General features: G+C 36.6%; 22 protein-coding genes. 3 read left to right on the forward strand and 19 right to left on the reverse strand.

All coding sequences use genetic code 11. From position 1 onward, the window contains the following. Positions 1-2: 2 nt before the first annotated feature. The 19 genes from Q4493_RS00305 to grpE form a co-directional block, all read right to left on the reverse strand. Entirely contained in the window at positions 3-1,016 is a 1,014-nt protein-coding gene (locus Q4493_RS00305; protein WP_303448490.1) for a hypothetical protein, read from the reverse strand. Beyond that, positions 1,009-3,114, reverse strand: a complete 2,106-nt coding sequence (locus tag Q4493_RS00310) for a hypothetical protein (protein ID WP_303448492.1) — start codon at positions 3,112-3,114, stop codon at positions 1,009-1,011. The genes Q4493_RS00305 and Q4493_RS00310 overlap by 8 nt, the downstream gene beginning before the upstream one ends. Beyond that, positions 3,115-5,199 (reverse strand): hypothetical protein, encoded by a 2,085-nt coding sequence (locus Q4493_RS00315; RefSeq protein ID WP_303448494.1) that lies wholly within the window; start codon positions 5,197-5,199, stop codon positions 3,115-3,117. Positions 5,200-5,485: 286 nt separating this feature from the next. Beyond that, positions 5,486-5,716 carry a (Na+)-NQR maturation NqrM gene (gene nqrM, locus Q4493_RS00320; RefSeq protein WP_303448496.1) on the reverse strand — a complete coding sequence of 77 codons (231 nt, stop codon included), beginning with the start codon at positions 5,714-5,716 and terminating at the stop codon, positions 5,486-5,488. An 81-nt stretch (positions 5,717-5,797) separates the two neighbouring features. Beyond that, a complete protein-coding gene (locus tag Q4493_RS00325) occupies positions 5,798-6,820 on the reverse strand; it encodes an FAD:protein FMN transferase (protein WP_303448497.1) in 1,023 nt (340 codons plus the stop codon). A 258-nt stretch (positions 6,821-7,078) separates the two neighbouring features. After that, positions 7,079-8,302: an NADH:ubiquinone reductase (Na(+)-transporting) subunit F gene (gene nqrF / locus Q4493_RS00330; protein ID WP_303448499.1), complete on the reverse strand. Its 1,224-nt coding sequence runs from the start codon at positions 8,300-8,302 to the stop codon at positions 7,079-7,081. Between the two features lie 74 nt (positions 8,303-8,376). Further along, a complete protein-coding gene (gene nqrE, locus Q4493_RS00335; RefSeq protein ID WP_303448501.1) occupies positions 8,377-9,000 on the reverse strand; it encodes an NADH:ubiquinone reductase (Na(+)-transporting) subunit E in 624 nt (207 codons plus the stop codon). A gap of 5 nt (positions 9,001-9,005) precedes the next feature. Next, positions 9,006-9,629 carry an NADH:ubiquinone reductase (Na(+)-transporting) subunit D gene (locus Q4493_RS00340; RefSeq protein WP_303448503.1) on the reverse strand — a complete coding sequence of 208 codons (624 nt, stop codon included), beginning with the start codon at positions 9,627-9,629 and terminating at the stop codon, positions 9,006-9,008. Next, positions 9,629-10,408: a Na(+)-translocating NADH-quinone reductase subunit C gene (locus tag Q4493_RS00345; RefSeq protein ID WP_303448505.1), complete on the reverse strand. Its 780-nt coding sequence runs from the start codon at positions 10,406-10,408 to the stop codon at positions 9,629-9,631. Before Q4493_RS00345 ends, Q4493_RS00340 begins: the two co-directional genes overlap by 1 nt. Beyond that, positions 10,401-11,603: an NADH:ubiquinone reductase (Na(+)-transporting) subunit B gene (locus Q4493_RS00350; protein WP_303448507.1), complete on the reverse strand. Its 1,203-nt coding sequence runs from the start codon at positions 11,601-11,603 to the stop codon at positions 10,401-10,403. The genes Q4493_RS00345 and Q4493_RS00350 overlap by 8 nt, the downstream gene beginning before the upstream one ends. 2 nt (positions 11,604-11,605) lie before the next feature. Next, positions 11,606-12,943, reverse strand: a complete 1,338-nt coding sequence (locus Q4493_RS00355) for a Na(+)-translocating NADH-quinone reductase subunit A (RefSeq protein WP_303448510.1) — start codon at positions 12,941-12,943, stop codon at positions 11,606-11,608. Positions 12,944-13,459: 516 nt separating this feature from the next. Further along, a complete protein-coding gene (fabV, locus tag Q4493_RS00360; protein ID WP_303448512.1) occupies positions 13,460-14,650 on the reverse strand; it encodes an enoyl-ACP reductase FabV in 1,191 nt (396 codons plus the stop codon). A gap of 155 nt (positions 14,651-14,805) precedes the next feature. Next, complete coding sequence (locus Q4493_RS00365; RefSeq protein WP_303448514.1) at positions 14,806-15,897, reverse strand: TRAP transporter substrate-binding protein; 1,092 nt, start codon at positions 15,895-15,897, stop codon at positions 14,806-14,808. A gap of 73 nt (positions 15,898-15,970) precedes the next feature. Continuing rightward, on the reverse strand, positions 15,971-17,356 hold the full coding sequence (locus Q4493_RS00370; RefSeq protein WP_303448516.1) for a TRAP transporter large permease subunit: 1,386 nt from the start codon (positions 17,354-17,356) through the stop codon (positions 15,971-15,973). Continuing rightward, positions 17,356-17,901, reverse strand: coding sequence for a TRAP transporter small permease subunit (locus Q4493_RS00375; protein ID WP_303448518.1), 546 nt, complete (start codon positions 17,899-17,901; stop codon positions 17,356-17,358). The genes Q4493_RS00370 and Q4493_RS00375 overlap by 1 nt, the downstream gene beginning before the upstream one ends. Positions 17,902-18,166: 265 nt before the next feature. Continuing rightward, positions 18,167-18,841: a hypothetical protein gene (locus Q4493_RS00380; protein ID WP_303448520.1), complete on the reverse strand. Its 675-nt coding sequence runs from the start codon at positions 18,839-18,841 to the stop codon at positions 18,167-18,169. Positions 18,842-19,023: 182 nt separating this feature from the next. Then, entirely contained in the window at positions 19,024-20,160 is a 1,137-nt protein-coding gene (gene dnaJ / locus Q4493_RS00385; protein ID WP_303448522.1) for a molecular chaperone DnaJ, read from the reverse strand. A 296-nt stretch (positions 20,161-20,456) separates the two neighbouring features. Then, positions 20,457-22,379, reverse strand: coding sequence for a molecular chaperone DnaK (gene dnaK / locus Q4493_RS00390; RefSeq protein WP_303448523.1), 1,923 nt, complete (start codon positions 22,377-22,379; stop codon positions 20,457-20,459). Between the two features lie 257 nt (positions 22,380-22,636). Next, entirely contained in the window at positions 22,637-23,272 is a 636-nt protein-coding gene (grpE, locus tag Q4493_RS00395; protein WP_303448525.1) for a nucleotide exchange factor GrpE, read from the reverse strand. A 181-nt stretch (positions 23,273-23,453) separates the two neighbouring features. On the opposite strand from grpE, the gene nadK reads away from it, so the two are divergent. The 3 genes from nadK to recN all read left to right on the forward strand — a co-directional run bounded on the left by nadK (position 23,454) and on the right by recN (position 26,877). Next, entirely contained in the window at positions 23,454-24,335 is an 882-nt protein-coding gene (gene nadK / locus Q4493_RS00400; protein WP_303448527.1) for an NAD(+) kinase, read from the forward strand. A gap of 4 nt (positions 24,336-24,339) precedes the next feature. Next, positions 24,340-25,104, forward strand: coding sequence for an ABC transporter substrate-binding protein (locus tag Q4493_RS00405; RefSeq protein WP_303448528.1), 765 nt, complete (start codon positions 24,340-24,342; stop codon positions 25,102-25,104). Positions 25,105-25,209: 105 nt separating this feature from the next. Beyond that, positions 25,210-26,877, forward strand: a complete 1,668-nt coding sequence (recN, locus tag Q4493_RS00410; RefSeq protein WP_303448529.1) for a DNA repair protein RecN — start codon at positions 25,210-25,212, stop codon at positions 26,875-26,877. Positions 26,878-26,911 lie beyond the last annotated feature (34 nt).

Consider the following 26,911-nt stretch of genomic DNA (forward strand, 5'->3'; position numbering starts at 1 on the left):
AATTACTGCCTCACTATGATGATTTCATCAAACAGTTCAGAGGTTGTTGGTGACTCTATACGGTTATAATTATCAGTAATCAACTGGTCTGGTAACCTTTTAGTGGCTGGTCGTTCTTTATTTCGTTGAATTAACTGCAACAGGGGCACATCGAAAAATACAGCACAAACTTTAATATCTTTTTTTGATTCAGACTGAACTTTCATAATTTCCAGAAAAAACTCTGATCTTTTAGCGACAGTCAAATTAGTGGCATCAATTACAATTGGTTGTCTATCTAAGAAAAAATTGTTTCTATTCTCTCGCCATTCTGTTTTACCTGAATTTTGAACGCCAATAAGCATATAGATTCTCATCGAAATTCGAGTATTAAGTATGCTTTCTTTTAATTTATGTTTCGCTGAGCGCCATGCATTATCAATTTTTGTCTGATTTGAGTAATCGTAGTTATTATCTTTATCAACTAAGAAGTCATCTGGGGAGATAATTTTAGGTTCATTAAAACTAACAACATTTGATCGAGATGTGTTGCTATTGACCTGTGAAGCTGCAATGGCGATAGCATTATTTTCAGTTTCTTCTTTTTGCCTCCTATAGTTGTTTAAGTCATCAATAAGCTTTTTATTCTTTTCTGTGATTTTAGCTGTTAGAAAGTGTGCTTCATCACGCTCTTTTTCAAAATTATTACGCTCTAAAATAGCTTCACCTAAAGCAGTCTGCTCTTTTATTCCATCAGTTCCTTTAAAGGTTTTCTTAAATTCATCTACATCCTCTCGGATTTTTTGATATCTAGCATGAATGGCTTGATCTACACGGTCTTTACCGTAAAAATAGCTGTCAGATACATTTACTTGTTTTCTAACTTTCTCAAGACTACATTCATTAATACTTCCAGTCGCGTTAGCTCGTGCTTTGCACTTTTCAAACGAAACCCTCAAGTCAGCTAATCGCTCACTATGGCTTCTTTTTTTAGTCTGTTCGGCTGTTTTAACAGGCTTAATTGTACCATTAGTCAAAATAAGCCTCCTCACGTTCATCTATGTAAAGATCTTTTAGTACTGGTGCATATATTTTTACAACTTGTTTAGCTAAGTTTTCTATATCAACATTTTCATGTCCTTGCCCTTTTAGTAGTTTGATATAATAGTCAAAAGAATAAAGGATATCCCGTGACCAATCTCTACCAAGCAAAGCGTCCGAACAGTCTTTACCAATACAATGCGCTGGATTTGGTAATGTTGCTAAAACATCAGTTACATCTTTACTAATATTTAATACCTTTCTCCGCTCATGGTTACCTCGTTTAGCACATGGAGAATCAGTACTATCGCTTTGGCTTCTCATACAAATAACACCAACAGGGGTATGTAAAGCATAAATATCTTCACCCAATATCCTCATCAATAATATTTCTTTGATTCTTTCTTCAAGACAAACATGAAAGTCCATTTCTGTAAGTGATTCATTCTTCAATTCGTTTTTTAGCTCCTGCTTTATATGCTCAACCCCATCAAGTAACTGATTTCCTTTAACGCCAGAAACAGTAGCTCTAACTAGGTTTTTAGCCATTATTGATGCTTGCTCTTTCTGTGCACTGAGAATTCTTTTTCTTCTATCCCTTACAATAATGGGGTTATTACAAAGGTAAGCATCTGGCATCAAATTATTGCTATGCCCAAACAGTCTTTTTAATAATATTATTGCAGCATGACTTTTTGAGCCAATATAGCCAGCTAGTGTTGCTCTAACACAATGAGCTGTGGCTTCATCATCGTCATCTTCACTGATTGTTTCCAATTGAATATCAAAGTGTTTAGCAAAGTTTTGAATTAAGTTGTTGAAGCCTTTACAGCTACCTATTTTCTTTTTGTCTGAAGAAGTATTATCAGTGGAAGATGCCATCCTTTGGTTTAATAGCATATGGCCAGTTCTATCTATCTTGGCACTAGTGGCTAAATCTACTGCTTTTTTAATAAGTGGAGGTACTGGAATAACATAATTTTTTAAATTTGTTTTTTTTATGTCTGTTATCAGATAATAAAGCAGATCAAATCGTTTACTTTGTTGGCAACAGCCTTTCACTAAGTTACGCATGTCTACATTACGCAAGCCCGTAGTTAAAAGGATTAACCATGCTACTGCTCCTTGAATCAACTGTTCAAATTCATCAAACCATCTTGTTGATAAAGCATTATCTTCATTATCCCTGCTATAAAATAAAGGAACGATTAAATTGAGCTGCTCTCCATATTTATCCTCAATATCTCGCCTTACCTTTTCATGTATTCTTCCTTTCCCATCTTGATGACTAATATTATTTAACTCTGAAAATTTGTCTATTTCATCAAAAACATCATTAATTAGTCCTATATGCTCATCAATAAAAAGCATAGCCTTTTGAACTATTGCATCCACAACCTCCATTTTCAAAGGAGAGTATGATTTTACTCCATCATTGTTTGAATCAAAAAAAAACCCATCTGAATTCTCTTGTTCTAAAGAAGAACATATATCTATAGCCCATTGGGATATAGGCTCATTACCCCAAGGCATCGAGGTTTTGCTGCCTGAAATTAAAAACTCTGCATTAGGAAAGTTGCTCAATTTACATAAAGCTAGGTAATTTAGCCCTATTAAAGGCGCTGGGTGTAATGTTGATGTACTGGCAAACTGAAGCTGACATTGATGGATAACATCACTTTTCGTAAGGTATGACAGGTTTTGGAAAGGTTGGTTATACTCAGCAACAAGAATAGATTTCGATTCAAACATCTCTTTAAAAAAAGAGATGAATTCTCGAATATTGTTTAATACTGTTGAAATTTTTTTGTTCTGGTTTGTTACCTCAAAGTAAGCCATTACTTTGCAAACTAAGAGTAGAGGGTAATGTTTTGACTCAGGCAGCCATTGGTGCCAAACAAAATTCATATTAGCTCCACCATGACCGTCCCACCTGCCGGAGTGAAAAGTTGATACTGGTGATATTTTATCCATATTTTTATCTTTATAATGATCTGATAAAGAATCTAAACAAGTCCACATTTCTTTTCCTTTAGTGAATGCAGAATCAGCTTGTGTTGTGATTTCTAATACTTTATTTTCTTCAATCATCATTTATCCCCCAAAGCTCAAAATAGGTGGTAAAAGTCTTTCACCACTGTTCATAGCAGCCGTTGCTATTACGTAAGCTTCCTCGACTGTTTCCATACCTTTTGAGTGATTATTTTTAAATTTCTCAACAACATCACGAGCAATAGTCAGTTTATCAACTAATGTAATATTAAAGACTTCGGGAGTTACATCTTCTTTCTCCTCATACTCCATTATTCGATAACAAATAGCGGGTAAATGCTCTGAATATACTTCACTACGCTCACAACCTAGGCACATATCATATTTTAAGCACTTTTCAGCAATAGGTAGGCCATGACTTGGGTTTGAAGGGTCACTACAGTCACAAAGAAATACAGGAATGTTTTCCTCTGAACGCTCGCTATCTTCTTTTATTTTTCCTTTAAAAGTCATAGCTTCTTCTAACATTTCTGTTGTTAAAGCAACGATAGCACTATCAACTACCATCCGAGCCATGCCTGATTTCATGATATAACTGGAGAAGGTTGTGTCGAAACTTTTGTGATTAAGTGCTTCACGTAAGTTGTTAACTAGATCATCTGCACTTTTTACACCTTTAAGTAGTTTCAAAGTTTTATAGCCAATGTAGCTTTTTCTAAACTTTCTTGTCTCAATACTACTTAACCTTTTGTCATCATCATCAATAATTGGGTAATGCTTACAAAAAGCAGCAAATATTCCACCTGTACTACCAAATTTGAAAATATACTCTCTGCCCTCAGGTCGAGTTTTATCTAGGAACTTTAAGTAACCATAAAGTGGGCTATTAACAGAAATACTCTTTAGAACTGGTGTTTGCTTACCTCCTTTGCTTTTTATTCCTTTCAACACAATTTTCTTATCGCGAGGGGGAGAATTATGATTTATCCCTAAATCAACATCATAATTTTCGTACCAAGGCCGCCCATTAACTTCCCATTTCCAAGACAGGGCCACTTCTTTATTTATTCCAAGTGTAATAAGCGCATAAAGTAAAATAGCCAATTCATGATGCTTTGAAGATAAAGATAAATAGCTAAATAGTGGTGATTGCTCACTCGTAGGAGTAACCGACCAATTATCCGGTTGAGACGAAATACAGAACGCTCTGAAGTTTTCAATTTTATCTTTTGGGTTATCACTATCTTTATTTAAGCTTTTTGAAATTTCAGAAAGTCTGGTATTAAACCAATGATAATTAGGCTCGTGTTCGAACTTTCTAATGCCATTAACTTCATCATTAATAAACAGATAATAATGGTAGAAAATCTGCTTAAAACCTTCTTCCCCACTATTTAGTAATCGTTCTATGGTTGGATTTTTCTTAACGAGTTCGCTTAAAGGAATATAATCGTCCCTTAGAATATCTACCGATGCTTCTTGTAGGTTTTTAAGCCTTTCCTCAGCCAATTCGATTTCATAATAGATAAAAGCTAAAAATTGAAAGTGAACTTTTTCACTATAATCAGACTCTTTAACAATCTCATCAAAATCTACTTCTTCAAGCGCTTTAGATTCTTTTATATCATGTGAACAACGGAGATCAGTCATATCTAAGGCATTAGACATAGGGTGCAGATCCAAAAGGCTAGTTAAAGCTTTTTTAAGTGTGGCACTAGATCCTTTAGATACTTGTGATAGCCAACCAGATAAATGAATAATGGTAATTTCTTCAAACTTTTGAGGTGAAGTTTCTAGTGATGCCAAATAACTAAAAAAACTCTTAATTGCAGAATGCTCTTTATCCCCAGGGCGAACTGGATTTGTTGCATATCCATTCATTACTTTTCTCATCAATAGACGAGAGAACGTTCTAGCTATGTCGTCACTAACAAGATTTTTACCGTCTTGCATTAACAAAAATGGGTTATGATTACTTTTTTTACGCAGAAATTTTTTATTAGGTCTAAGTTCGTCTATAACCTCATCAATAGATTTAGGGTATTCAAAAAACAAACGAAACTTGTGATCTGGGGAGTCTATAAAATGATGATATGCTGGAAGTGAATTCTCAGTTATCAGTACAACATTAGAGTTATCTGGTTTAGACAACTTTATCTTTAACTTTCCTTTTCTCTTCTTAGCCATTTAGCACCTATGATCAAAAATACAGTAGTTTGTATTTAGACATCATAGTAAATTATTTTTTTTCTTAAACTTATTTAAAAAATAATTTTAAAAAGTAAGGAAGTTTTTAGGATATTACCTTTATATCAACATGTATTATTTTTCTTTGCTTCATCACAAAAAACCAGAAACACTGTAAATATAAACAGTATAATTGGTTTTACCTTAACATCAAGTTGAAATCTTGCCGTTAAAACTAAAAAAGCTACCAAAAGGTAGCTTTAAACAAGAAGGTGTTAGGAAATTACTAGATATTTTTAATATTGATTGAACAGCTTTTATCACGCTCTTGAGCAGCGATACGTTCACGTTCTTGGCGTTTTTCACAAGGACTATCACAGTTACAAGCTTTTTCAATACCAACAGAGCCTAATCCTCCACAACTTCCTGCTAACGTTTTTTGTTGAAAGATATACCCGACCGCCATTCCAGCAGCAATTATAAGAAAAAAACCTAAGGTCACTAAAAAAATCATCATAATGAAATTACTCAACAATTAACGAATAAAAAACTAAAGCTCGGTCTAAAACTAGTATTTTGTTTACCTTCTACTAATTTTTTATTTTAGATACGGGATAAATTTTACCGTGCTTTGCTCAACAAAGCCATTGTCCGTTTTAACGATAAAATACGCAGCCAAATTATTTTGCTCTGCAAAAGCTAACGCTTTTTCTTCACCCATAACCATCATAGCCGTAGATAAGCCGTCGGCAGTCATCGATGATGGATGAATAACCGTTACCGATACTAACTTGTGATTAATTGGCTTGCCTGTAGCGGGATCAATAATATGAGAAAAACGTTGACCGTCTACTTCATAATAGTTGCGATAGTCTCCAGAAGTTGCAACGGCATTGTCTTTAGGAACAATGACTTGCTGCACAGCTCGTTCAGTTGTCACAGGTTTTTCTATCGCAACATGCCAGAGTTCACCGGTATGCTTAAAACCTTTTAGGCGCATTTCACCGCCTATTTCCACCAAATAATTTTCAATACCTTGCTGTTCGATATACTCAGCAACAATATCAACGCCATACCCTTTGGCAATGGTTGATAAATCAACGTATAAATCAGGGATTAATTTATTTAACGTGCCATTTTTTAAGACGAGTTTATCTAAACCAACACGTTGGCGAGTCGATTCAAGTAACTGTTCAGAAGGGCTAGTTTCAGGGCGAAAATCTGGGCCAAACCCCCATAAATTCACTAAAGGCCCCACAGTAATATCAAGTTTTCCTTCACTTAACTGCCCTAAACGAATCGCTTCAGTTATAACTCTATCTAATCCTGCTGAAACTTTAACTGGTGATAGATCCTTTGACTGATTAAATAGCGATAATTCAGAGTCTTTAATATATGTCGACATCTCTTGGTTTAATTGTACTAATAAATCATCAATACCTTGATGCATTTGCTTCATATCTACTTGAGATTCGCTACCGACAACCACTTTGATATTATAGGTGGTCCCCATTGTTTTACCTTGCAAAAGTACTTCTTGCTTTTCCAAATCGTTACTAGGAAAACACCCGCTTAACGCTATCAGTAATGTTAAGACAAAAATTGATTTCAATTTATTCATTTTAAAACCCATCAAATATATTATTTATGTAAACAGCTTTTTTTACTTAATAGTTAAAGCTTCTTATATAAATAATATTTACTAAACTATCTTCATCTAAAGAAAAAGGTGACCTCAGTCACCTTTCTAGTATTAATTATAACGGCTAAGTTTTGATTCGAATTTTGGTTATTAATCAAGGAAGAAGCGCGGAGCCTAGTTTACTAGGTGAGCACTTCTAACGAAGAGTAAAAGCCAAAAGGCCATCAAAATTAGTTGTTATCCGCCGAAATCATCCAACATGATATTTTCATCTTCGACACCTAAGTCTTTCAGCATATGAATAACCGCAGCATTCATCATTGGTGGACCACACATGTAGTATTCACAATCTTCTGGTGCTTCATGATCTTTTAAGTATTGCTCATGTAGTACGTTATGAATAAAACCTGTTAAGCCATCCCAGTTATCTTCTGGTTGAGGATCAGATAACGCAACATGCCATTCGAAGTTCTCATTATCAGCCGCAAGACCGTTATAGTCATCTTCATAGAACATTTCACGAAGTGAACGTGCACCATACCAGAAGCTCATTTTACGTTTAGATTTAAGACGTTTTAATTGGTCGAAAATATGAGAACGCATTGGCGCCATACCAGCACCACCACCAATAAATACCATTTCATTGTCAGTTTCTTTCGCGAAAAATTCACCAAATGGACCTGAAATAGTCACTTTATCGCCAGGCTTAAGACTGAAGATATATGATGACATTTTACCTGCAGGTAAATGTAACTTTCCAGGAGGTGGCGTAGCAATACGCACATTCAGCATGATAATGCCTTCTTCTTCTGGGTAGTTTGCCATTGAATATGCACGTAACGTATCGGTATCAACTTTTGATTCAACATCAAAGAAACCAAAGTGATTCCAGTCACCACGATATTGTTCGTCAATATCAAAATCGCTATATTTTACATGATGCGCAGGCGCTTCAATTTGAATATAACCACCGGCTTTAAATGGTACTGATTCACCGTTTGGAATTTTAAGTTTAAGCTCTTTAATGAAAGTCGCTTTGTTATCATTAGAGATAACTTCACATTCCCATTGTTGAACACCGAAGATTTCATCTTCAACTTCAATTTCCATATTTTGTTTAACAGCCACCTGACACGCTAAACGACAACCTTCTTTCGCTTCACGTTTCGTAATATGACCTAATTCAGTTGGTAAAATATCACCACCACCTGAATGCACTTCAACACGACACTGACCACAAGTACCGCCACCGCCACATGCTGAAGGAATAAAAATCCCTTGTTCAGCAAGTGCGCCTAATAATTTTCCACCCGCAGCGGTTGTTACTGATTTATCAGCATCGCCGTTGATTGAAATAGTTACGTCACCTTCGGCAACCAACTTTGATTTAGCAAATAAGATCACTAGTACCAAAGCTATAACGATTGCAGTGAACATGCCTACGCCGAGAATAATTTCCATCGACTTTTCCTTACACTTTTCTAGGAGAAGGCGCTCTACTCAATGAGTAGCGCACACCTTCTGCATTAATCTTATTATAACGAGATACCACCGAAAGAAAGAAAGCCAAATGCCATCAATCCTGCAGTAATAAACGTAATCCCTAAACCTTTCAGGCCATCTGGTACATCAGAATATTTCATCTTTTCGCGGATACCAGCAAGTAAAACAATTGCTAATGCCCAACCAATACCAGAACCAATACCGTAAACAACAGACTCACCTAAAGTTAAATTTTTCGCAACCATAAAAGATACGGCACCAAAAATCGCACAGTTCACTGTTATTAACGGTAAAAAGATACCTAATGCTTGATAAAGTGCTGGAAAATACTTATCAAGAACCATTTCAAGGATTTGAACTAAAGCTGCAATTACACCGATGAAGGTGATAAAAGATAAAAAGCTTAAGTCGATAGATTTCGCTGGGTCAGTAATTCCCATTAAACTATCTAATGCACCAGGTGCTAATATCGCTTGATAAATAATTTGGTTTGCAGGAACCGCAATACCTAAAACCACTACGACTGCGACACCTAGACCAATTGCCGTACTAACTTTCTTAGAAACCGCTAAGAAAGTACACATTCCTAAAAAGAATGTTAAAGCTATATTTTCAATAAAAATGGTTTTTACTAATAAACTTAAATAATGTTCCATTTGCTTTAATCCTTCTCAACTTGTGCTGGTTTCCATTGGCGAATTGCCCAAATGATTAAACCAATGATGAAGAATGAACTAAATGGTAACACTAATAAGCCATTCGCTTGATACCAACCACCATTTTGAATCAATGGCAGAATTTCAATACCAAATAACTTACCAAAACCAAATAATTCACGGAAGAATGCAACCGTCAATAAGATAAAACCATAGCCTAAACCGTTACCAATACCGTCCATAAAGCTTACAACCGGCTTTTCTTTCATCGCAAAAGCTTCTGCACGCCCCATAACAATACAGTTAGTGATGATCAAACCAACAAAAACCGAAAGTTCTTTCGATAGTTGATATGAAAAGGCTTTTAGCACCTGATCAACCACAATTACCAATGAAGCAATAATTGCCATCTGTACGATGATACGTACACTTGATGGGATCATGTTGCGGATCATTGAAATAAACAAGTTAGAAAATGCTGTTACAACGACTACTGCTAACGTCATTACTAAAGCATTCGCCATAGAGCTTGTTACCGCTAATGCTGAACAAATACCTAGTACTTGTAACGCAATAGGGTTGTTATCAACAATAGGACTCGTTAATACTTTTTTAGTATCTGAAGACATTATTTAAGTCCTCCACGATTTTTAGCAATAAAAGGACCATAGCCTTCTTTACCAAACCAAAACTGTAATGTGTGTGTTACACCGTTACTGGTTAACGTAGCACCAGAAAGTGCATCAACACCATGAATATCATTTTCTTTAGCGCCACCTTTAACAAGTTGCACTTTCACATCACCGGCATCGTTAAAAATTTTCTTACCTGGCCATAAAGCTTTCCAAGCAGGGTTTAATACTTCAGCCCCTAAGCCCGGAGTTTCCTTATGATCAGAATAAATAACACTTTTCACGGTATTTAAATCAGCTTTAAGTCCTACAAAGCCATACATTAAATCCCAAAGGCCAGAGCCAACAATAGGAAGTACCACCGTTTCAACTTCGCCACCACCATTACGTACTAAATAAATAACGGCAGTATTTGAGCGACGGTTTATGCCTGCTAAATCGTTTTCAGGTTTACTTGATTTTTCGGCATCACGTGCATTACGACGTTCATCGAACATATCGATTTCTTGTTGAGATGCATCTTCAATATATGCACCTGTATCAAGGTCAATCATTTTTGCTTCAACAAAACGATTATACGTAGCAACAATATCATCACCGGCAAAATCTAATAAATTAGAGGCTTCTAAAATTTTAGTTTGCTTATCAAGCAACTTATTTGCTGTTTGTAGTGGCTTTAATTGTACCGCCGAAAACGATACTAATAATGCACAAACAAGACAAACAACAAAGACAAAACCAACCGTTCTGCCAAAGGTTTCTTTAGAACTAGACATTACGCGCAAGCCTCCTTTTGATGTTACCTTGAACAACAAAGTAGTCGAACAACGGTGCAAATAAGTTAGCAAACAATATCGCTAACATCATACCTTCTGGGAAAGCAGGATTCACAACTCGAACTAATACCACCATAATTCCTACTAACGCACCAAACCAATATTTACCTGTGTTAGTAAATGAGGCTGATACTGGGTCCGTTGCCATAAACATCATACCAAAGGCGAAACCACCAACCACTAGATGCCAATACCAAGGCATAGCAAACATAGCATTAGTGTCACTACCAATAGCATTAAAAATAAATGAAGTAACGACCATACCGGCAAACACACCTAATACGATACGCCAAGAGGCAATCCCTTTATACAAGATATACGCACCACCCAATAAGATAGCGGCTGTAGATACTTCACCCACAGATCCTGGCATGAATCCCCAAAAAGCATTCCACCAATCAGCGTTTATACTGTAATCAATCAAACCTTGGTTTGCAGCACTTAATGCCGTAGCACCTGAGAAGCCATCAACGGCTACCCAAACAGAGTCACCCGAAATTTCTGCCGGATAAGCAAAGAATAAAAACGCACGACCCGCTAAAGCTGGGTTTAAGAAGTTTTTACCTGTACCACCAAAAATTTCTTTTGCGATAACAATACCAAAAGTAATACCAATAGCGACTTGCCATAATGGAATACTTGCCGGCAAAATTAGTGCGAAAAGTATAGAAGAAACGAAGAAACCTTCATTGACTTCATGTTTACGAACTGCCGCAAATAATACTTCCCAAAAACCACCAACAATAAAAGTTACTGCGTAAATAGGTAAGAAAAACATAGCACCGTAGAACATCATGCTAAACCAGCCAGAATCAGTCGTTAGGGTTCCACCTAACATATGAAAAAGGCCTACTTGCCATGTATCAGGCAATGCATAGTTAAGAGCTAATGCTTCTGTCGCTTGGTAACCAATATTGTACATACCAAAAAACATGGCAGGAAATACCGCTAACCAAACCGTGATCATGATACGTTTTAAATCAATACTATCACGAACGTGAGTTTTACCTTTGTTAACATAACCAGGGGTAAATAAACCAGTAGCTATCGCTTCATATAAAGCAAACCACTTTTCATGTTTGCCGCCTTTTTCAAAATGCGGCTCAATATCTTCTATAAACTTTTTCAAGCCCATGACTAACCTTCCTTCTCAATTGTGGTTAGGCAATCACGAAGGAGTACGCCGTAATCTGTTTTGCCTGGGCAAACAAATGTACAAAGCGCTAAATCTTCTTCGTCTAGCTCTAAGGCACCAAGTTGTTGTGCACTGTCGGTATCACCAGCAGCTAAATCACGTAACAACATAGTTGGTAAAATATCTAAAGGCATAACACGTTCAAAGTTACCAATTGGTACCATTGCACGAGCACTACCATTAGTCGTTGTTGTCATATTAAATAACTTACTTGGAAAGAAGTGAGACATATATGCACGAGTCACCGAGAATTTATTCGGCCCTGGGTACATATAACCAATAAATTCTTTCTCACGACCTTCTTTCAATACAGAAAGTTGTACATGATAACGACCAAGGTATGCATGAACACCTTGTGCTGTAGCTCCTAACAAAACAGAGCCAGATACAACACGCGTTTCTCCATCGTTAATTTCACCTGCCACTAAATCATTAGTATTCGCGCCAATGATAGTACGGATTAAACGAGGGTTCTTCACTTCAGGTCCCGCAAGGGCAATCACACGAGAGCAATTTAATTCACCCGTGGTAAATAATTGACCAATTGCGATAACGTCTTGATAACCAACATGCCAAGCAAATTTTTCAGCGCTAACAGGCTTCAAAAAATGCATATGCGTGCCTACTAAACCAGCAGGATGTTTACCGGCAAATTCGTTAACATTCACATTTTCAGCTACAGGAATATTAGCTCCAGGTGCTTTACTAACAAACACTTCACCTTCAGTTAAACGCGAAAGTACAGTTAAACCTTGTTTGAAAGCTTCAGCTTGTTCATTAATAACCACCTCTGGATTTGCTGCTAACGGATTAGTATCCATTGCGCTAACAAAGATAGCGATTGGTGATGAATCAATAGCAGGAACTTTACTAAATGGACGTGTACGAATTGCGGTCCACAAACCTGAATCAACAAGATTTGAGACAACATCTTCACGTTTTAATGTATTTAGTTCAGTGGCTGGGTAGCTAGTAAACGTTTCTTGTTCATCGCCGTCAACTTCAATAACGACAGACTGTAAAATACGTTTTTCACCACGATTGATTTCTTTAACAACACCGGCTGTTTGAGCTGTGAATTTAACGCCAGGATTCTTTTTATCTTCAAAAAGAACTTGACCTTTTTTAACACGATCATCCACTTTAACAAACATGGTTGGTCGCATACCCACAAACTCTTCACCTAATGTTGCAACGGTTTTGATGGCATTGCCATCATGGATTACCTGCTGGGGAGAACCAACTACAGGAACATCCAGACCTTTTTTTATTGTAATCATAAACACTTGCACTACTTTTGATGGGAGTATCAAAATCAACTATTTACTTACCTAAACAAGCTATACCTCAAAAGACTTATAATTCAATTAGGTAAAGTAAATGATCGATTTCAGTGTATTTCAGTAAGTTACTTATTTTTATAGTAAAAATTAAAAAATAAGACCTACCGGCTCTAAGTTTAAATTTCTGGCGCGATTTTAACACAAAAGCTCTAAATGATTCTATCCTCTGCGTTACTTTAAATTACAATTTAGACGAATAAATTTGATTTTGCTCACAAAACCAACAAAAATATATTTTTAATCAGAATTTTAGTCAATTATCCTGTCTCAAGAATACTAACACCTTGTAATATAACGCTTAATACGATTGATTATCATTACCCTTTAAAATAAGGTAATTAGCTGCTGATAATGATAAAAACAGTGATTGAAAGGTTATTTATATTGCATACTTCAAGCATAAAAAAACCGACGATAAACGTCGGTTTTTTTTAGTTTACAGTGAATAATCACTTACAATAAATGATTAATTTCGGTTACTGGATTTACGTCAATATCATAATCAACACTATCAATACCGAAACCAAACAAACGAATAAATTCGTTGTGATAACTTACATAATCAGTTAATTCGTCAATAGTTTCTGTTTCAACTTTATTCCAAATGTCAGTGACACGTTGCTGAACACTATCTTCTAGTTCTTTATAGTTTTGACGGTACCTATTTTGATCATCAAGTCTTGGCGTATCACTGTAAATATTTTCAATAAATAAATTTTGAATCTGCTCGATACAACCTTCGTAAGTGCCGTCTTCTTTCATCACTTTGAACATAGCAGAAATGTATAATGGCATAATTGGAATAGCTGAACTTGCTTGCGTAACAACTGCATTTAACGACGTGACATGAGCAGCACCATTAAGCGATTTCGTAGATTCATTTATCGCTGCAGCAGCTCTATCTAAATCTTCTTTTGCTTTACCAATCGTCGCTTTACCATAAATTGGCCACGTTAATTCTTTACCAATATAAGTATAAGCAACACTTTTAAAGTTATTTGATAGAACACCCGCTTCATTTAAGGCTTTTATCCATAACTCCCAATCAGCGCCACCCATTACATCAATGGTCCCTTGAATTTCAGCTTCATTCGCTGCTTCAACAGATACCGAATCAATAATACGCTTCGAAGTGTTTAAGTTCTTAGTGGTAACACTTTGTCCGATAGGCTTAAGCGTTGAAGAGTACACTTCACCAGTATCTGGATCAGTACGTCGAGGAGAGGCTAAGCTATATACTACTAAATCAATTTCACCTAATTCAGCTTTAATTGTTTCAATCGCTTTCGCTTTAATTTCATGAGAAAACGCATCACCGTTAATATTCTTAGACCATAATCCTTCAGCATCCGCCGCTTTTTGAAAAGCTGAGGTATTGTACCAACCCGCACTGGCTGTTTTCTTTTCTGTTGGTGGTTTTTCAAAGAAAATGCCTAACGTATTAGCTTTACTACCAAAAGCAGCAGTAATACGAGACGCTAAGCCATAACCTGTTGAAGAACCAATCACTAATACGTTTTTAGGTTTAGTGTCCGGTTGAGCATGCGCTTTAACATAAGCTATTTGCTCATTAACATGAGCTTCACATCCTTTTGGATGTGCATTAGTACAAATAAAACCACGAATTTTTGGCTTGATAACCATAAGAAAACCTTCTTAGTAAATCGATTAATTCGGCTAGTTGCTCGAAAGTTGCCGCATAGTTTACTCTGCTGAGAAAAATAAGAGGTACGAGCAGTTAGGATAATGCAGGTATTTTATCTAAAAACTTGAAATACCTGCTATTTTTTTAAGGGTTACTATCTATTTTTATAATATTCTTTCAAGGTTAAATCGTTATATTCACGCATAGATTGTAAAAATTCTGAATATGATGACCAGATCTTAGCAAAACTTTCATCATTTTGTGCTTGTTCTGCAATAACCTCTTCACTATACCCTTTTAAAGCTTTCATCACTTCAGGTGGAAACTGACGTAACTTTACTTGATGCTTTTCTACAAGATCTTTTAGAGCATTGTTATTTCTAGCATTATATTCATCAAGCATGTCTTCATTTACCGCACGAGCAGCAATTTCGACAATTTTCTGTAAATCTTTAGGTAAAGCCTTTAACGCTTTTTCATTAACAAGAAATTCCAATGTAGTGCCTGTTTCATGCCACACTGAAGAATAGTAATACTCTGCCACTTGATGAAAACCAAATGCTAAATCATTATAAGGACCAACCCATTCAGAAGCATCAATAGCACCACTTTGTAATGAAGAAAATATTTCACCGCCCGTTAAGGTAACTGGTATTGCACCTGCGCGCTTTAATACTTCACCGCCAAGTCCAGGAATACGCATCTTTAAGCCTTTCAAGTCTTCAATAGAGTTGATTTCTTTTTTAAACCAACCGGCAAATTGCGCGCCAGAATTACCACCGGCCATTGGTACTACACCAAAGGGTTGATATAATTCCTGCCAAAGCACCAACCCGCCGCCGTAATGCAACCAAGCGTTAAATTCTGTTGCAGTCATACCAAAAGGAATGGCACTAAATATAGGCGCTGCAGGCATTTTTCCTTTCCAATAATAAGCGCCACTATGTCCCATTTGCGCCGTACCTTGTGATACGGCATCAAAGACTTCAAAACCAGGTACTAATTCACCCGAACCATAAACCTTTACCGTTAAACGCCCGCCACTCATTTCATCAACATATTGAGCAAATTTTTCTGGCCCCATTCCTAAACCTGGAAAATTTTTCGGCCAAGAAGTCACGAGTTTCCACTCAAAGCTTTTAGCTTTTTCAGCGACTGTAGAGGCAGTGTTTTCTTTTTCACCACATCCTGTAAGAAAAAGAGAGAACGCTACTAAAGCGAATGATTTAATTAATAATTTTTTCATAACTTATCCATAATTTTTTTATTATTTTTACCTGAAACGCTGTGACAAATATTCATATAAAATGATTGATTCATCAACCATAAATAACGTTTGGTAACCAAGTGATTAATTCAGGCCATTGGGCAAGCGCTAATAATAACAACAATTGCATGATAATAAAGGGAATGACTCCTCGATAAATCGACGAGGTTTTCACCGCTTTATCGGCAACGCCGCGCAAATAAAATAACGCAAAACCAAATGGCGGTGTTAAAAAAGATGTTTGTAAATTAATGGCGATCATGATGCCTAGCCAAATCGGATCTAATCCCATTGCAAGTAAAATTGGGGCGACAATTGGCACAACAACAAAAGTAATTTCAATAAAGTCTAAAATAAACCCCAGAAGAAAAATGACCAACATGACAATTAAGGTTGCTCCTACCACGCCACCTGGCATACCTTCGAAGAAGCCTTGTACTAATTCCTCGCCTCCAAAACCTCGAAAAACTAATGAAAATAAACTAGCACCTATTAAGATTAAAAATACCATAGAGGTAATTTTAACCGTGCTTTGCATGACTGCTGTTAAGTTTTCACGAGAAAGTTGCCTTTGAAATAGTGCTAAGATTAACGAGCCCATAGCACCGACACCTGCTGCCTCGGTAGGTGTAGCATAACCTAATAATATAGAGCCAAGCACAGCAAACATTAACAATAATGGTGGCACTAATGCAGATAACATCAAGGACGTTTTCGATCTATCCCCTTGGATTTCTTTTATATCACTAGGCGTTAAGCTTGGCACTTCATTAGGTTTCAAGAAAGCATAAACCATGCAGTAAGACATATATAACAACACTAGAATTAATCCAGGAATAACCGCCCCAGCAAATAAATCCCCCACAGAAACGGTTTCGGGACTAAATATCCCCATTTGGAGTTGAGCTTTTTGATAAGCACTAGATAAAACATCTCCTAATAACACTAAAGCAATAGAGGGAGGAATAATCTGCCCTAGCGTACCCGTGGCACAAATGATCCCCGTGGAAAATTGAGGATTGTAACCTCGCTTCAACATCGTCGGTAATGACAATAACCCCATAGTAACAACCGTCGCACCAACAATACCGGTACTTGCCGCTAATAACATGCCCACTAACGTAACAGAAATACCTAAACCACCATTAAAACGACCAAACAAAACAGACATGGCATTGAGTAAGTTTTCGGCAATTTTAGAGCGTTCTAGCATTGCCCCCATAAAAACAAATAATGGCACGGCTAATAACGTTTGATTGTTCATTACGCCATAAATTCGACTTGGTAACGCTGTTAAAAAAGAAGCTTCAAAAATATTAAAAACACTGCCTAAACCTGCAAAAAGTAAAGCGGTTCCTGCTAATGATAGTGCAACAGGGTACCCCAACAAGAGTACCAAACACACAACAACAAACATCAATAAGGCAATATATTCCATTAGATGCCTCCTTCTAAATCAGTTTTAGCAAAGTTATAGCTTGTAATAATCAAAAGATTACGCCCGATTTCAGCAACGCCTTGTAAAAGCAAACTGATAACAAATAATAAAATTAATGATTTATTAATAAAAACTAAAGGTAAGCCACCCGCTTCACTCGACTTTTCCATGATTTCCCAAGAAACAGCGACATAATCGAAACTAATAATAAAAATGGTAATACACACAGGTAAAAGTAGAAATAAAGCACCAAAGAGGTTTACCATCGCTTGTTGCTTTTTTGAAAATCGTTGATAGAAAATATCCACTCTGACATGGCCATCAACTTTTAAGGTGTAAGCTGCTCCAAGCATAAAGACGATGCCATGGAAATAGAGCACAGATTCTTGCATAGCTACCCAACCTAAGTTGAATACATAACGCAGCACAACTATGGCAAAACTAACAACGACCATGGCAAAAGTTAGCCAAGCAATGAGTTTACCAGTAGTGTCGGTAAATTTATCTATAGATGAAATGGTATTTTCTAACCATTTAAATGACATGGATTCTTCCAGAAACTAATTATTGTTATTATTAAGTGAACAAATACCAGATTCTTCAACCGAAAGAAATAATTATTAAGTACTAAGATAAAAAAAAGACGACTAAACATGCAGGTTATGATGCTAAACGGTAGCTTTCTAAGACGTTGAATAACCATTAAAATAGCTTGTATTGAGACGGTCTCAGTCATTCCTAATGCGTAATTTATATAAACTACTCTTTATTAAAATGATGCATCACACGCCCTAATTAAAACGAGGTAAATTATATTTTATCTTCACGAAAGTCTTGAGTTTCATAATATAAAGGCGTCATGGTTCCACAATTAACAAACTTATACAGCAATTCATTTTCTTTAGGCACAGCAGAACTGGTATTAAAACGCCCTAAACAACTAGCTTCCACGTCAATATAAAGAATATGATCAAAACTCGGTGCTTTTTGAATTTTATGCACATAAATTTTGTAATTTTTGTTTAAGTTAATCACGTCATACGCTTGCTGACGTGAAGACTCTTCTAACTCAATCATTTCTCTAACATACAAACGTTTAGCAAAACTCAATGGAATATTTTCATAAACCAACATGCCATCACGCTCAAAATGTCCCGAATAAACATCAACATTAATGATCATTTTTTCACCGCGCATTAAACGCTGTAAATTAAAAGGTTTTGGTTTGATGGTTACTAACCCGCCATCTCTTACACTTTGCAAAAGCGCTAGATTTTTATTCTCTAATTTATAAATTAGCTGCACATTATGCGGTTTGTGATACAAAGGAAGATGAGAAGCATAAATACTTGATGATTTAGTAAACAGTACCATGCCATGTTCGCCCACATAACTTGGGTCTAACGGCGGCAATTCAGCAACCTCTTCGGCAGACAACTGAAAAGAACAGATAAAAACAACGAAAATCATTACTATTTTTGGCATGAAAAGTACTTCTTAGAGGTTATTAATTTATATTAATTGTCCAAATTAACACTAAGCAATCGCAGCTAACTTGGAAATAATTAACAATACAAGATTGAGTATAGAACAATTAAACACATTGAAAAAAGCCATAGAAAATAAATTTTCTATGGCTTTAAACTTTTGAACTATTTCTAAATGACTTAGCTTTTTAAATCATCAAAAAAGTTTTTTACACTGTCAAAAAAACCCGTTTCTTTTGGATTATGTTTCGTTTGATTTTTACCCATTTTTTCTTCAAGTTGGCGTAACAAATCAGCTTGATCGCCTGAGAGATTAACAGGAGTCTCAATGACCGCTTTACACATCAAGTCGCCAGTTGCATGACTTCTTACAGACTTAACCCCTTTACCTCTTAAGCGGAACATTTTACCGGTTTGTGTTTCTTTCGGTATTTTAAGCTTAACTTTACCACCTAGGGTAGGCACTTCAATTTCTCCCCCTAATGCTGCAGTTGTAAAGCTGATCGGTACTTCACAAAATAAATTGTTTTCTTCGCGAACAAAAATAGGATGATCTTTGACGTGAACTTGCACATATAAATCACCTGCCGGAGCGCCATGCTCACCCGCTTCACCTTCGCCTGATAAACGAATACGATCACCCGTATCAACACCTGCTGGCACTTTAGCATTAAGTGTTTTGGTTTTTTCTACACGACCTTGACCACGACACGAAGTACATGGGTCACTAATCACTTTACCTTTACCAGAACAAGTTGGACAAGTTTGCTGAACAGCAAATAACCCTTGACGCATTTGTACTTGCCCATGACCATGACAGGTAGCACAAGTTTTAGCACTGGTTCCTTTTTTAGCACCAGAGCCGTCACATGGCTCACAACTAACATAAGTAGGTACTTTAATTTCTACCGATTTACCTTTTACGGCATCTTCTAACGTCATTTCAAGGTTATAGCGTAAATCACTGCCACGACGTTGGCGCGATTGCCCACCACCACGGCGGCCACCACCAAAAATATCACCAAAGATATCGCCAAACGCATCGCCAAAGTCTTGGCCACCGCCAAATCCGCCACCACCGTGACCACCTTGTTCAAAGGCAGCATGACCATATTGATCATATGCCGCACGCTTTTGATCATCATTTAGAATTTCATAAGCTTCTTTAATTTCTTTAAACGTTTCTTCTTTCGACTTATCACCCTGAGTTCGATCAGGATGATATTTCATCGCTAAACGTTTATAAGCTTTTTTAATTTCTCGTTCGCCAGCGTCTTTAGCAACACCAAGCGTTTCATAATAATCGCGTTTTGACATAATTCTCTTTACTTCACATCTATTGATATCAATTTTATTAATTATTTTTTTGGAATATTTATTTAAAACTTATGTAAACATTAGATAAATAACCAATAAAATTAATATGTTAACAACTAAAGCTAAAACATAATAAAGCGCCGATATCGATCGACGCTTTAATGTTTCTATATGAAACAAACTAATAAATAAATTAGTTGTTGTTGAATTGCTTGAAAGCGAGGCAGAAGCACGGAGCCTAGTTTACTAGGTGAGTACTTCTAACGAAGCTATCAAGCTAATCCGTAGACAAATAATTATTTATCGTCTTTTACTTCTTCAAACTCAGCGTCAACTACGTCATCAGCTGGAGCCGCACTATCTTCAGGTGCAGCACCTTCAGCAGCGCCACCTTGTGCTTGTGCTTTCGCTTGCGCAATTTCCATCAACTTAGCTGACGCTTCGATAACTGCTTGAGATTTAGCTTCAATTTCAGCTTTATCATCACCTTTTAAAGCTGTTTCAAGTTCAGCTAAAGCCGCTTCAATTTTCTCTTTATCTTCAGCAGGTAAATCATCGCCCGCTTCAGTAATTTGAGTACGAGTTGCGTGGATCATGCCATCAGCTTGGTTACGTGCTTGAACTAATTCTTCAAACTTCGCATCTTCATCAGCATTTGCTTCAGCGTCACGTACCATTTGCTCTACTTCATCGTCCGATAAACCAGAAGAAGCTTTAATGGTAATTTTTTGCTCTTTACCTGTGTTCTTATCTTTGGCAGTAACATGCAAGATACCATCAGCATCAATATCGAAAGTTACTTCGATTTGTGGCGTACCACGAGGTGCAGGATCAATACCTTCTAAATTGAACTGACCAAGTGATTTGTTTGCAGATGCTTGCTTACGCTCACCTTGAACAACATGTACTGTTACCGCAGCTTGGTTATCATCAGCCGTTGAGAACGTTTGTGACTGTTTAGTTGGGATAGTGGTATTTTTATCGATAACTTTCGTCATCACGCCACCCATAGTTTCAATCCCTAATGATAATGGCGTTACATCTAAAAGAAGTACGTCAGTCACATCACCAGAAAGAACACCTGCTTGAATTGCCGCACCAGAAGCTACTGCTTCATCTGGGTTAACATCTTTACGAGGCTCTTTGCCAAAAAATTCTGTTACCGCTTTTTGTACCATTGGCATACGTGTTTGACCACCAACCAAGATTACATCATTAACATCACTTACTGATAAATCAGCATCTTTAAGTGCTTGCTTTAATGGTTCTAAAGTTGCTTTAACCATATCTTCTACAAGTGATTCTAATTTTGCACGTGTCACTTTAATGTTCATGTGCTTAGGACCAGAACCATCTGCGGTGATGTAAGGTAAGTTCACATCAGTTTGTTGCGCAGAAGAAAGTTCACATTTCGCTTTTTCTGCCGCTTCTTTCAAACGTTGCATCGCTAATGGATCTTTAGTTAAATCCATGCCTTGGTCTTTCTTAAATTCTTCAACTAGATAATTGATTAAGCGGTTATCAAAATCTTCACCACCTAAGTGTGTATCACCGTTAGTTGCTAATACTTCAAACGTGTGCTCGCCTTCAACTTCATCAATTTCAATAATTGAGATATCGAAAGTACCACCACCTAAGTCATAAACCGCAACAACTTTATCGCCTTGTTTTTTGTCCATGCCATAAGCAAGAGCAGCAGCCGTTGGCTCGTTGATGATACGTTTTACATCTAAGCCCGCAATACGACCAGCATCTTTCGTAGCTTGACGTTGTGAATCGTTAAAATATGCAGGAACTGTGATTACTGCTTCAGAAACTGTTTCACCTAAAAAGTCTTCAGCGGTTTTTTTCATTTTTGCTAAAACTTCTGCTGATACTTGTGGTGGAGCAACGTTTTTATCACGTGCTGTAACCCAAGCATCACCATTGTCAGCTTTAACAATACCAAATGGCATAATACCAATATCACGTTGTACTTCACTGTCATCAAAACGACGACCGATTAAACGCTTAATTGCAAATAATGTATTTTTAGGATTTGTTACTGATTGACGTTTCGCAGGTTGACCTACTAACGTTTCGCCATCTTCTGTATATGCGATGATTGAAGGTGTTGTACGATCGCCTTCAGCATTTTCAATAACACGTACTTTGTCGCCATCGAGTACAGCAACACAAGAGTTTGTTGTCCCTAGGTCAATACCAATAATTTTGCCCATCTTGAGGATCTCCGAATACTAAATGTAAATTAATCTGTTGTTGAAAACTAAATTGGGGGCGGGAAAATTGTTTTCAACTCTTTTTTGTTAAAAAAAGTAAAAAAAATGACATATTGACTCAAAATGACAAATAAAGCAGAAGAACGACCAAGATTACGCAAAAAACGTATGCTTTTCCCTCTATTGTAATAAGTTATTTTCAACCAATAAAAAAACCAGACATAAGGTCTGGCTTTCTTCAATACGACTATATGAATTTATGCAGAAGTATCTACTGCAGGCGCAGCTTTTGAAACCATTACCATTGCTGGTCTGATTAAACGGCCGTTTAATTCATAACCTTTTTGCATTACCGCAATAACGGTGTTTGGCTCGACACCTTCAACTTCTTGCATCGACATTGCTTGGTGAAGTTCAGGGTTAAAAGGTTGATCTTGAGGATCTACGGCTTTAACACCAAATTTCTCTAACCCCGACAATAAACCTTGCAGGGTTAAATTAATCCCCTCAAAAGTCGCTTTCTGCTCTTCCGCTTCCGCATCTATGGTTGCTAAGCCACGTTCTAAATTATCAACAACGGTTAACATTTCTGCGGCAAATTTTTCTAAAGCAAACTTACGTGCTTTTTCTACGTCTTGCGCACTTCTACGGCGAACATTATCAACTTCAGCCTTTGCTCTGATAACAGAATCTTTTTGATCTGCTACGGTTGCTTGAGCTACTGATAAAGAGAGTTCTAATTCATTAATTCTTTCTTGTTCAGGGCTAATGTTATCTGCTGCTGCATCTAATTGAACTTCAACTTGCTCCTCAGCTTCGCCAATAATTTCTGCGGCTAAATCTTCTGCTGAAATTTCTTCAGCACTCTTATTCTCTGTAGACTTGTTAGTCATGAAAAACTCCAAGATAAATCGTAAAATGCGACTAATTTAAACTAATAATCTGCTAATTATGGGGTCTTGTTTGAATGATTCAAGCAGATTTGTGAAACATTTATAAAAAAGTCAACTTTACAAGTTTCAAAAATAGCGCCAAACTGCTGTTAACAGTGAAAAATCCCTAAATATAGCAAATATGAGTAAACTTTATAAAACAATTGGCTTAATTGGCAAACCAAACCATAAAGGTGCGGGTGTGACAATTAATACTCTATACCAATTTTTAACAACGCAAGGTTATCAAATTCTTGTGGAAAATTCTGTAGCTAGCTCGCTTGAATTTGACGATATCACTATTTGTTCTGTCACTGAAATAGGTGAACAAGCAGATCTTGCCATTGTGGTGGGTGGTGATGGTTATATGTTAGGGGCCGCTCGAGTTTTATCCTGTTATAACATAGGTGTATTAGGGGTTAACCGAGGTAATTTAGGTTTTTTAACTGATTTATCGCCCGATGATATCAATGAACCATTAACAAAAATATTGGCTGGCGAATCTCGTTCAGAACAACGATTTATTATCGAAGCTGAAGTATATCGGCATGGCAAATTAAAAAGTTCTAATAGCGCAGTAAATGAGGCGGTATTACATGCTGGTAAAGTGGCTAGCATGATTGAATTTGAAGTTTATATCGACGGCAGCTTTATGTTCAGTCAACGTTCTGATGGTTTAATTGTTTCAACGCCAACAGGTTCAACTGCATATTCTATGTCGGCTGGTGGTCCAATTTTAACCCCAAATTTAAATGCATTATCGCTAGTGCCGATGTTTCCTCATACATTAACCAGTCGCCCGATAGTGGTCGATGGCAACAGTGAAATTAAATTAGTGCTTGCTAATGAAAACTATGAAAATCTACAAGTAAGTTGTGATGGTCACGTTATTTTAGCTGTGATGCCTGGTGATGAAGTGATCATTAAAAAGAGTAAAAATACGCTTCGATTAGTACACCCGCTTGATCATAGCTACTTCAACGTTTTAAGAAATAAACTCAGTTGGGGGCATAAACTTTATTAAATTCATGAGAGTTTTTCGTTTCGCAAGCTTTTTTCTCTTCATACTTATAGGATTTACTACAGGTATTGCAAGAAGTGCTCAATCCCCCAAAATTGATATTATTTGGGCAACTGATACATGGGAGGGTTTTACCAATCGAGATGGTACAGGCATTTATCACGAAATATTTAGTAAAATTTTCGAACACTCTCCCTACCATGTATCAATACAATATTTGCCTTGGAAAAGAGCATTACACCAAGTTGTAATTAACAAAGCTCAGGTCAGCGGCGCCCTACCGAAAAGCAATAAATATCTTTTTGCCGACCTACCGATACTAACTCAACCTTTAAGTATATTAACGCAAGCTGATCAATCATTATCTTTAGCTCAAATTCAAACGTTAGTAGGAGTATGGCCTTTGACTTATGCCGAGGAGTTGATGCAATCCGATATCTCCCAATATCTAGATGGAATTACCGCGCAATATCGGGCAGATGCCATTGCTCTATTACAAAAAAACAAAGTTGATTATTATTTAGATATTAGATCAATACTGGAACTTCACTTGGCTAACTTACCCCTTGAAGAGCAAAGTAAATATCATATTCAAGATTTATCAACACTTAACTTATATTTAATTTTTAGTGATGACGAGCAAGGTCGCGTGTTAAAAAAATATTACGATGAAACCACACAACAGTTATTAGAAAATAATACCCTCCAACCTATTTATAAAAAATATAACCTTTCTTTAAAACTTGACGAAAAAATTAGTCATTCACATTAAAGTAATTTCTGTTAAAAACAGAGACGACAAAAATAATTATTGCAAAAAACCGAAACACTGTATAAATTAACACCTAAGTATTTATACAGTGCAATTAGGTTGATTATGTTATTACATCTAAACATTCAAAATTTTGCGATTGTCCGAGCGTTAGACATTGACTGGCGCAATGGCATGACAACAATCACAGGTGAAACTGGCGCAGGAAAATCAATTGCTATAGATGCATTAGGATTATGTTTAGGTGATCGCGCTGTCACCAATGTTGTAAGAGCTAATAGTAAAAAAGCTGAACTGTCTGCCACGTTTGATATTAGTGACAATAAAATGGCTATGCAGTGGTTAGAAACTAATGAGATTTCATTTGAAGATCATGAATGTATACTTCGCCGATTGATTTCTGCAGAAGGTAGATCAAAAGCATTTATTAATGGTAGCCAAGTACCTTTAGCGCAATTAAAAGAAATTGGAGAATTTTTGATCAACATTCATGGTCAACATGAACATCAACTTATTGTTAAAGCTGCGCAACAACGTCAGATTTTAGATGACTATGCTGATCATAAAAACTTAATCGACACTTTGCAGTTTTACTTCAAACAATGGCAATCATTAAACCATGAAAGTAATAAGCTTCAAGAAAATCAATCTCAACGAAATGCTCAACGCCAACTACTGCAATATCAAGTGAATGAACTCGATGAGTTTGCTTTAGCCGAAGGTGAATTTGAACAGTTAGAAACAGATTATAAACGACATAGTAATAGCCAACAGTTATTAGATATTTCGCTGCAAGCATTACAAAATTTATCAGAAAATGAACAATTAAACATAACCGATAGTTTAAGAACAACTTGTGAGCAGCTAAATACCCTTGCTTCATTAGATCCAAATGTCAGCCAGTTATCTGAGCAACTTAATGAGAGTTTATTACAACTTGAAGATGTAAATAGCGAGCTTAGACACTACTACGAACGTTTAGAGTTAGATCCACAAACTTATCAGATCATTGAAGAGCGATTCTCAACGGCTGTTCAACTAGCTAAAAAGCACCATGTTTCTCCTGAGAACTTGACGCATTTCCACCAGAGTCTTAAACAGGAATTAGCGCTAATCTCTGACGACGAATCTCGATTAGATGTCATTTATCAAGAAATTGAAACTGCAGAAGCCAATTATGTAGCCAGTGCAAAAGCGTTAACTAAATCAAGAATGTCTGCTGCTAAAGTGTTAAGCCAAAAAATTACTGAGAGTATGCGCGAGTTAAATATGGAACACGGGCAGTTTCAAATTAGTGTTAGTCAAAGTGAAAACGAAAAACTCACTTCACATGGCTTAGATAACATCAATTTTTTAATCAGTTTAAACCCAGGTCAGCAATTAGCTGCAATGAATAATGTTGCTTCAGGTGGTGAGTTATCAAGAATAAGCTTAGCAATGCAAGTGATCCTTGCCGATAAAGTCATTACTCCAACATTAATATTTGATGAAGTGGATGTTGGTATCAGCGGTCCAACCGCAGCAATGGTTGGCGCGAAATTACAACAATTAGCATCAAACACCCAAGTTATTTGTGTAACCCACTTGCCTCAAGTAGCTTGTAAAGGCCATCAACAATTATTTGTCACTAAACTTACCGATGGTGAACATACTGAAACGAAAGTTACGGAACTAAGTAACGATGGTAGAGTCCAAGAAATTGCTCGTTTGTTAGCTGGTGATAAAATTACCGATAACAGCATAGCAAATGCCGTAGAATTACTAGCAAGTTGATCAGAAAGTGAAATAAACTAAAAAACTTTTGTAT

Origin of the sequence: Colwellia sp. 1_MG-2023, from assembly GCF_030546755.1 — a bacterium.
GTDB lineage: Bacteria > Pseudomonadota > Gammaproteobacteria > Enterobacterales > Alteromonadaceae > Thalassotalea_H.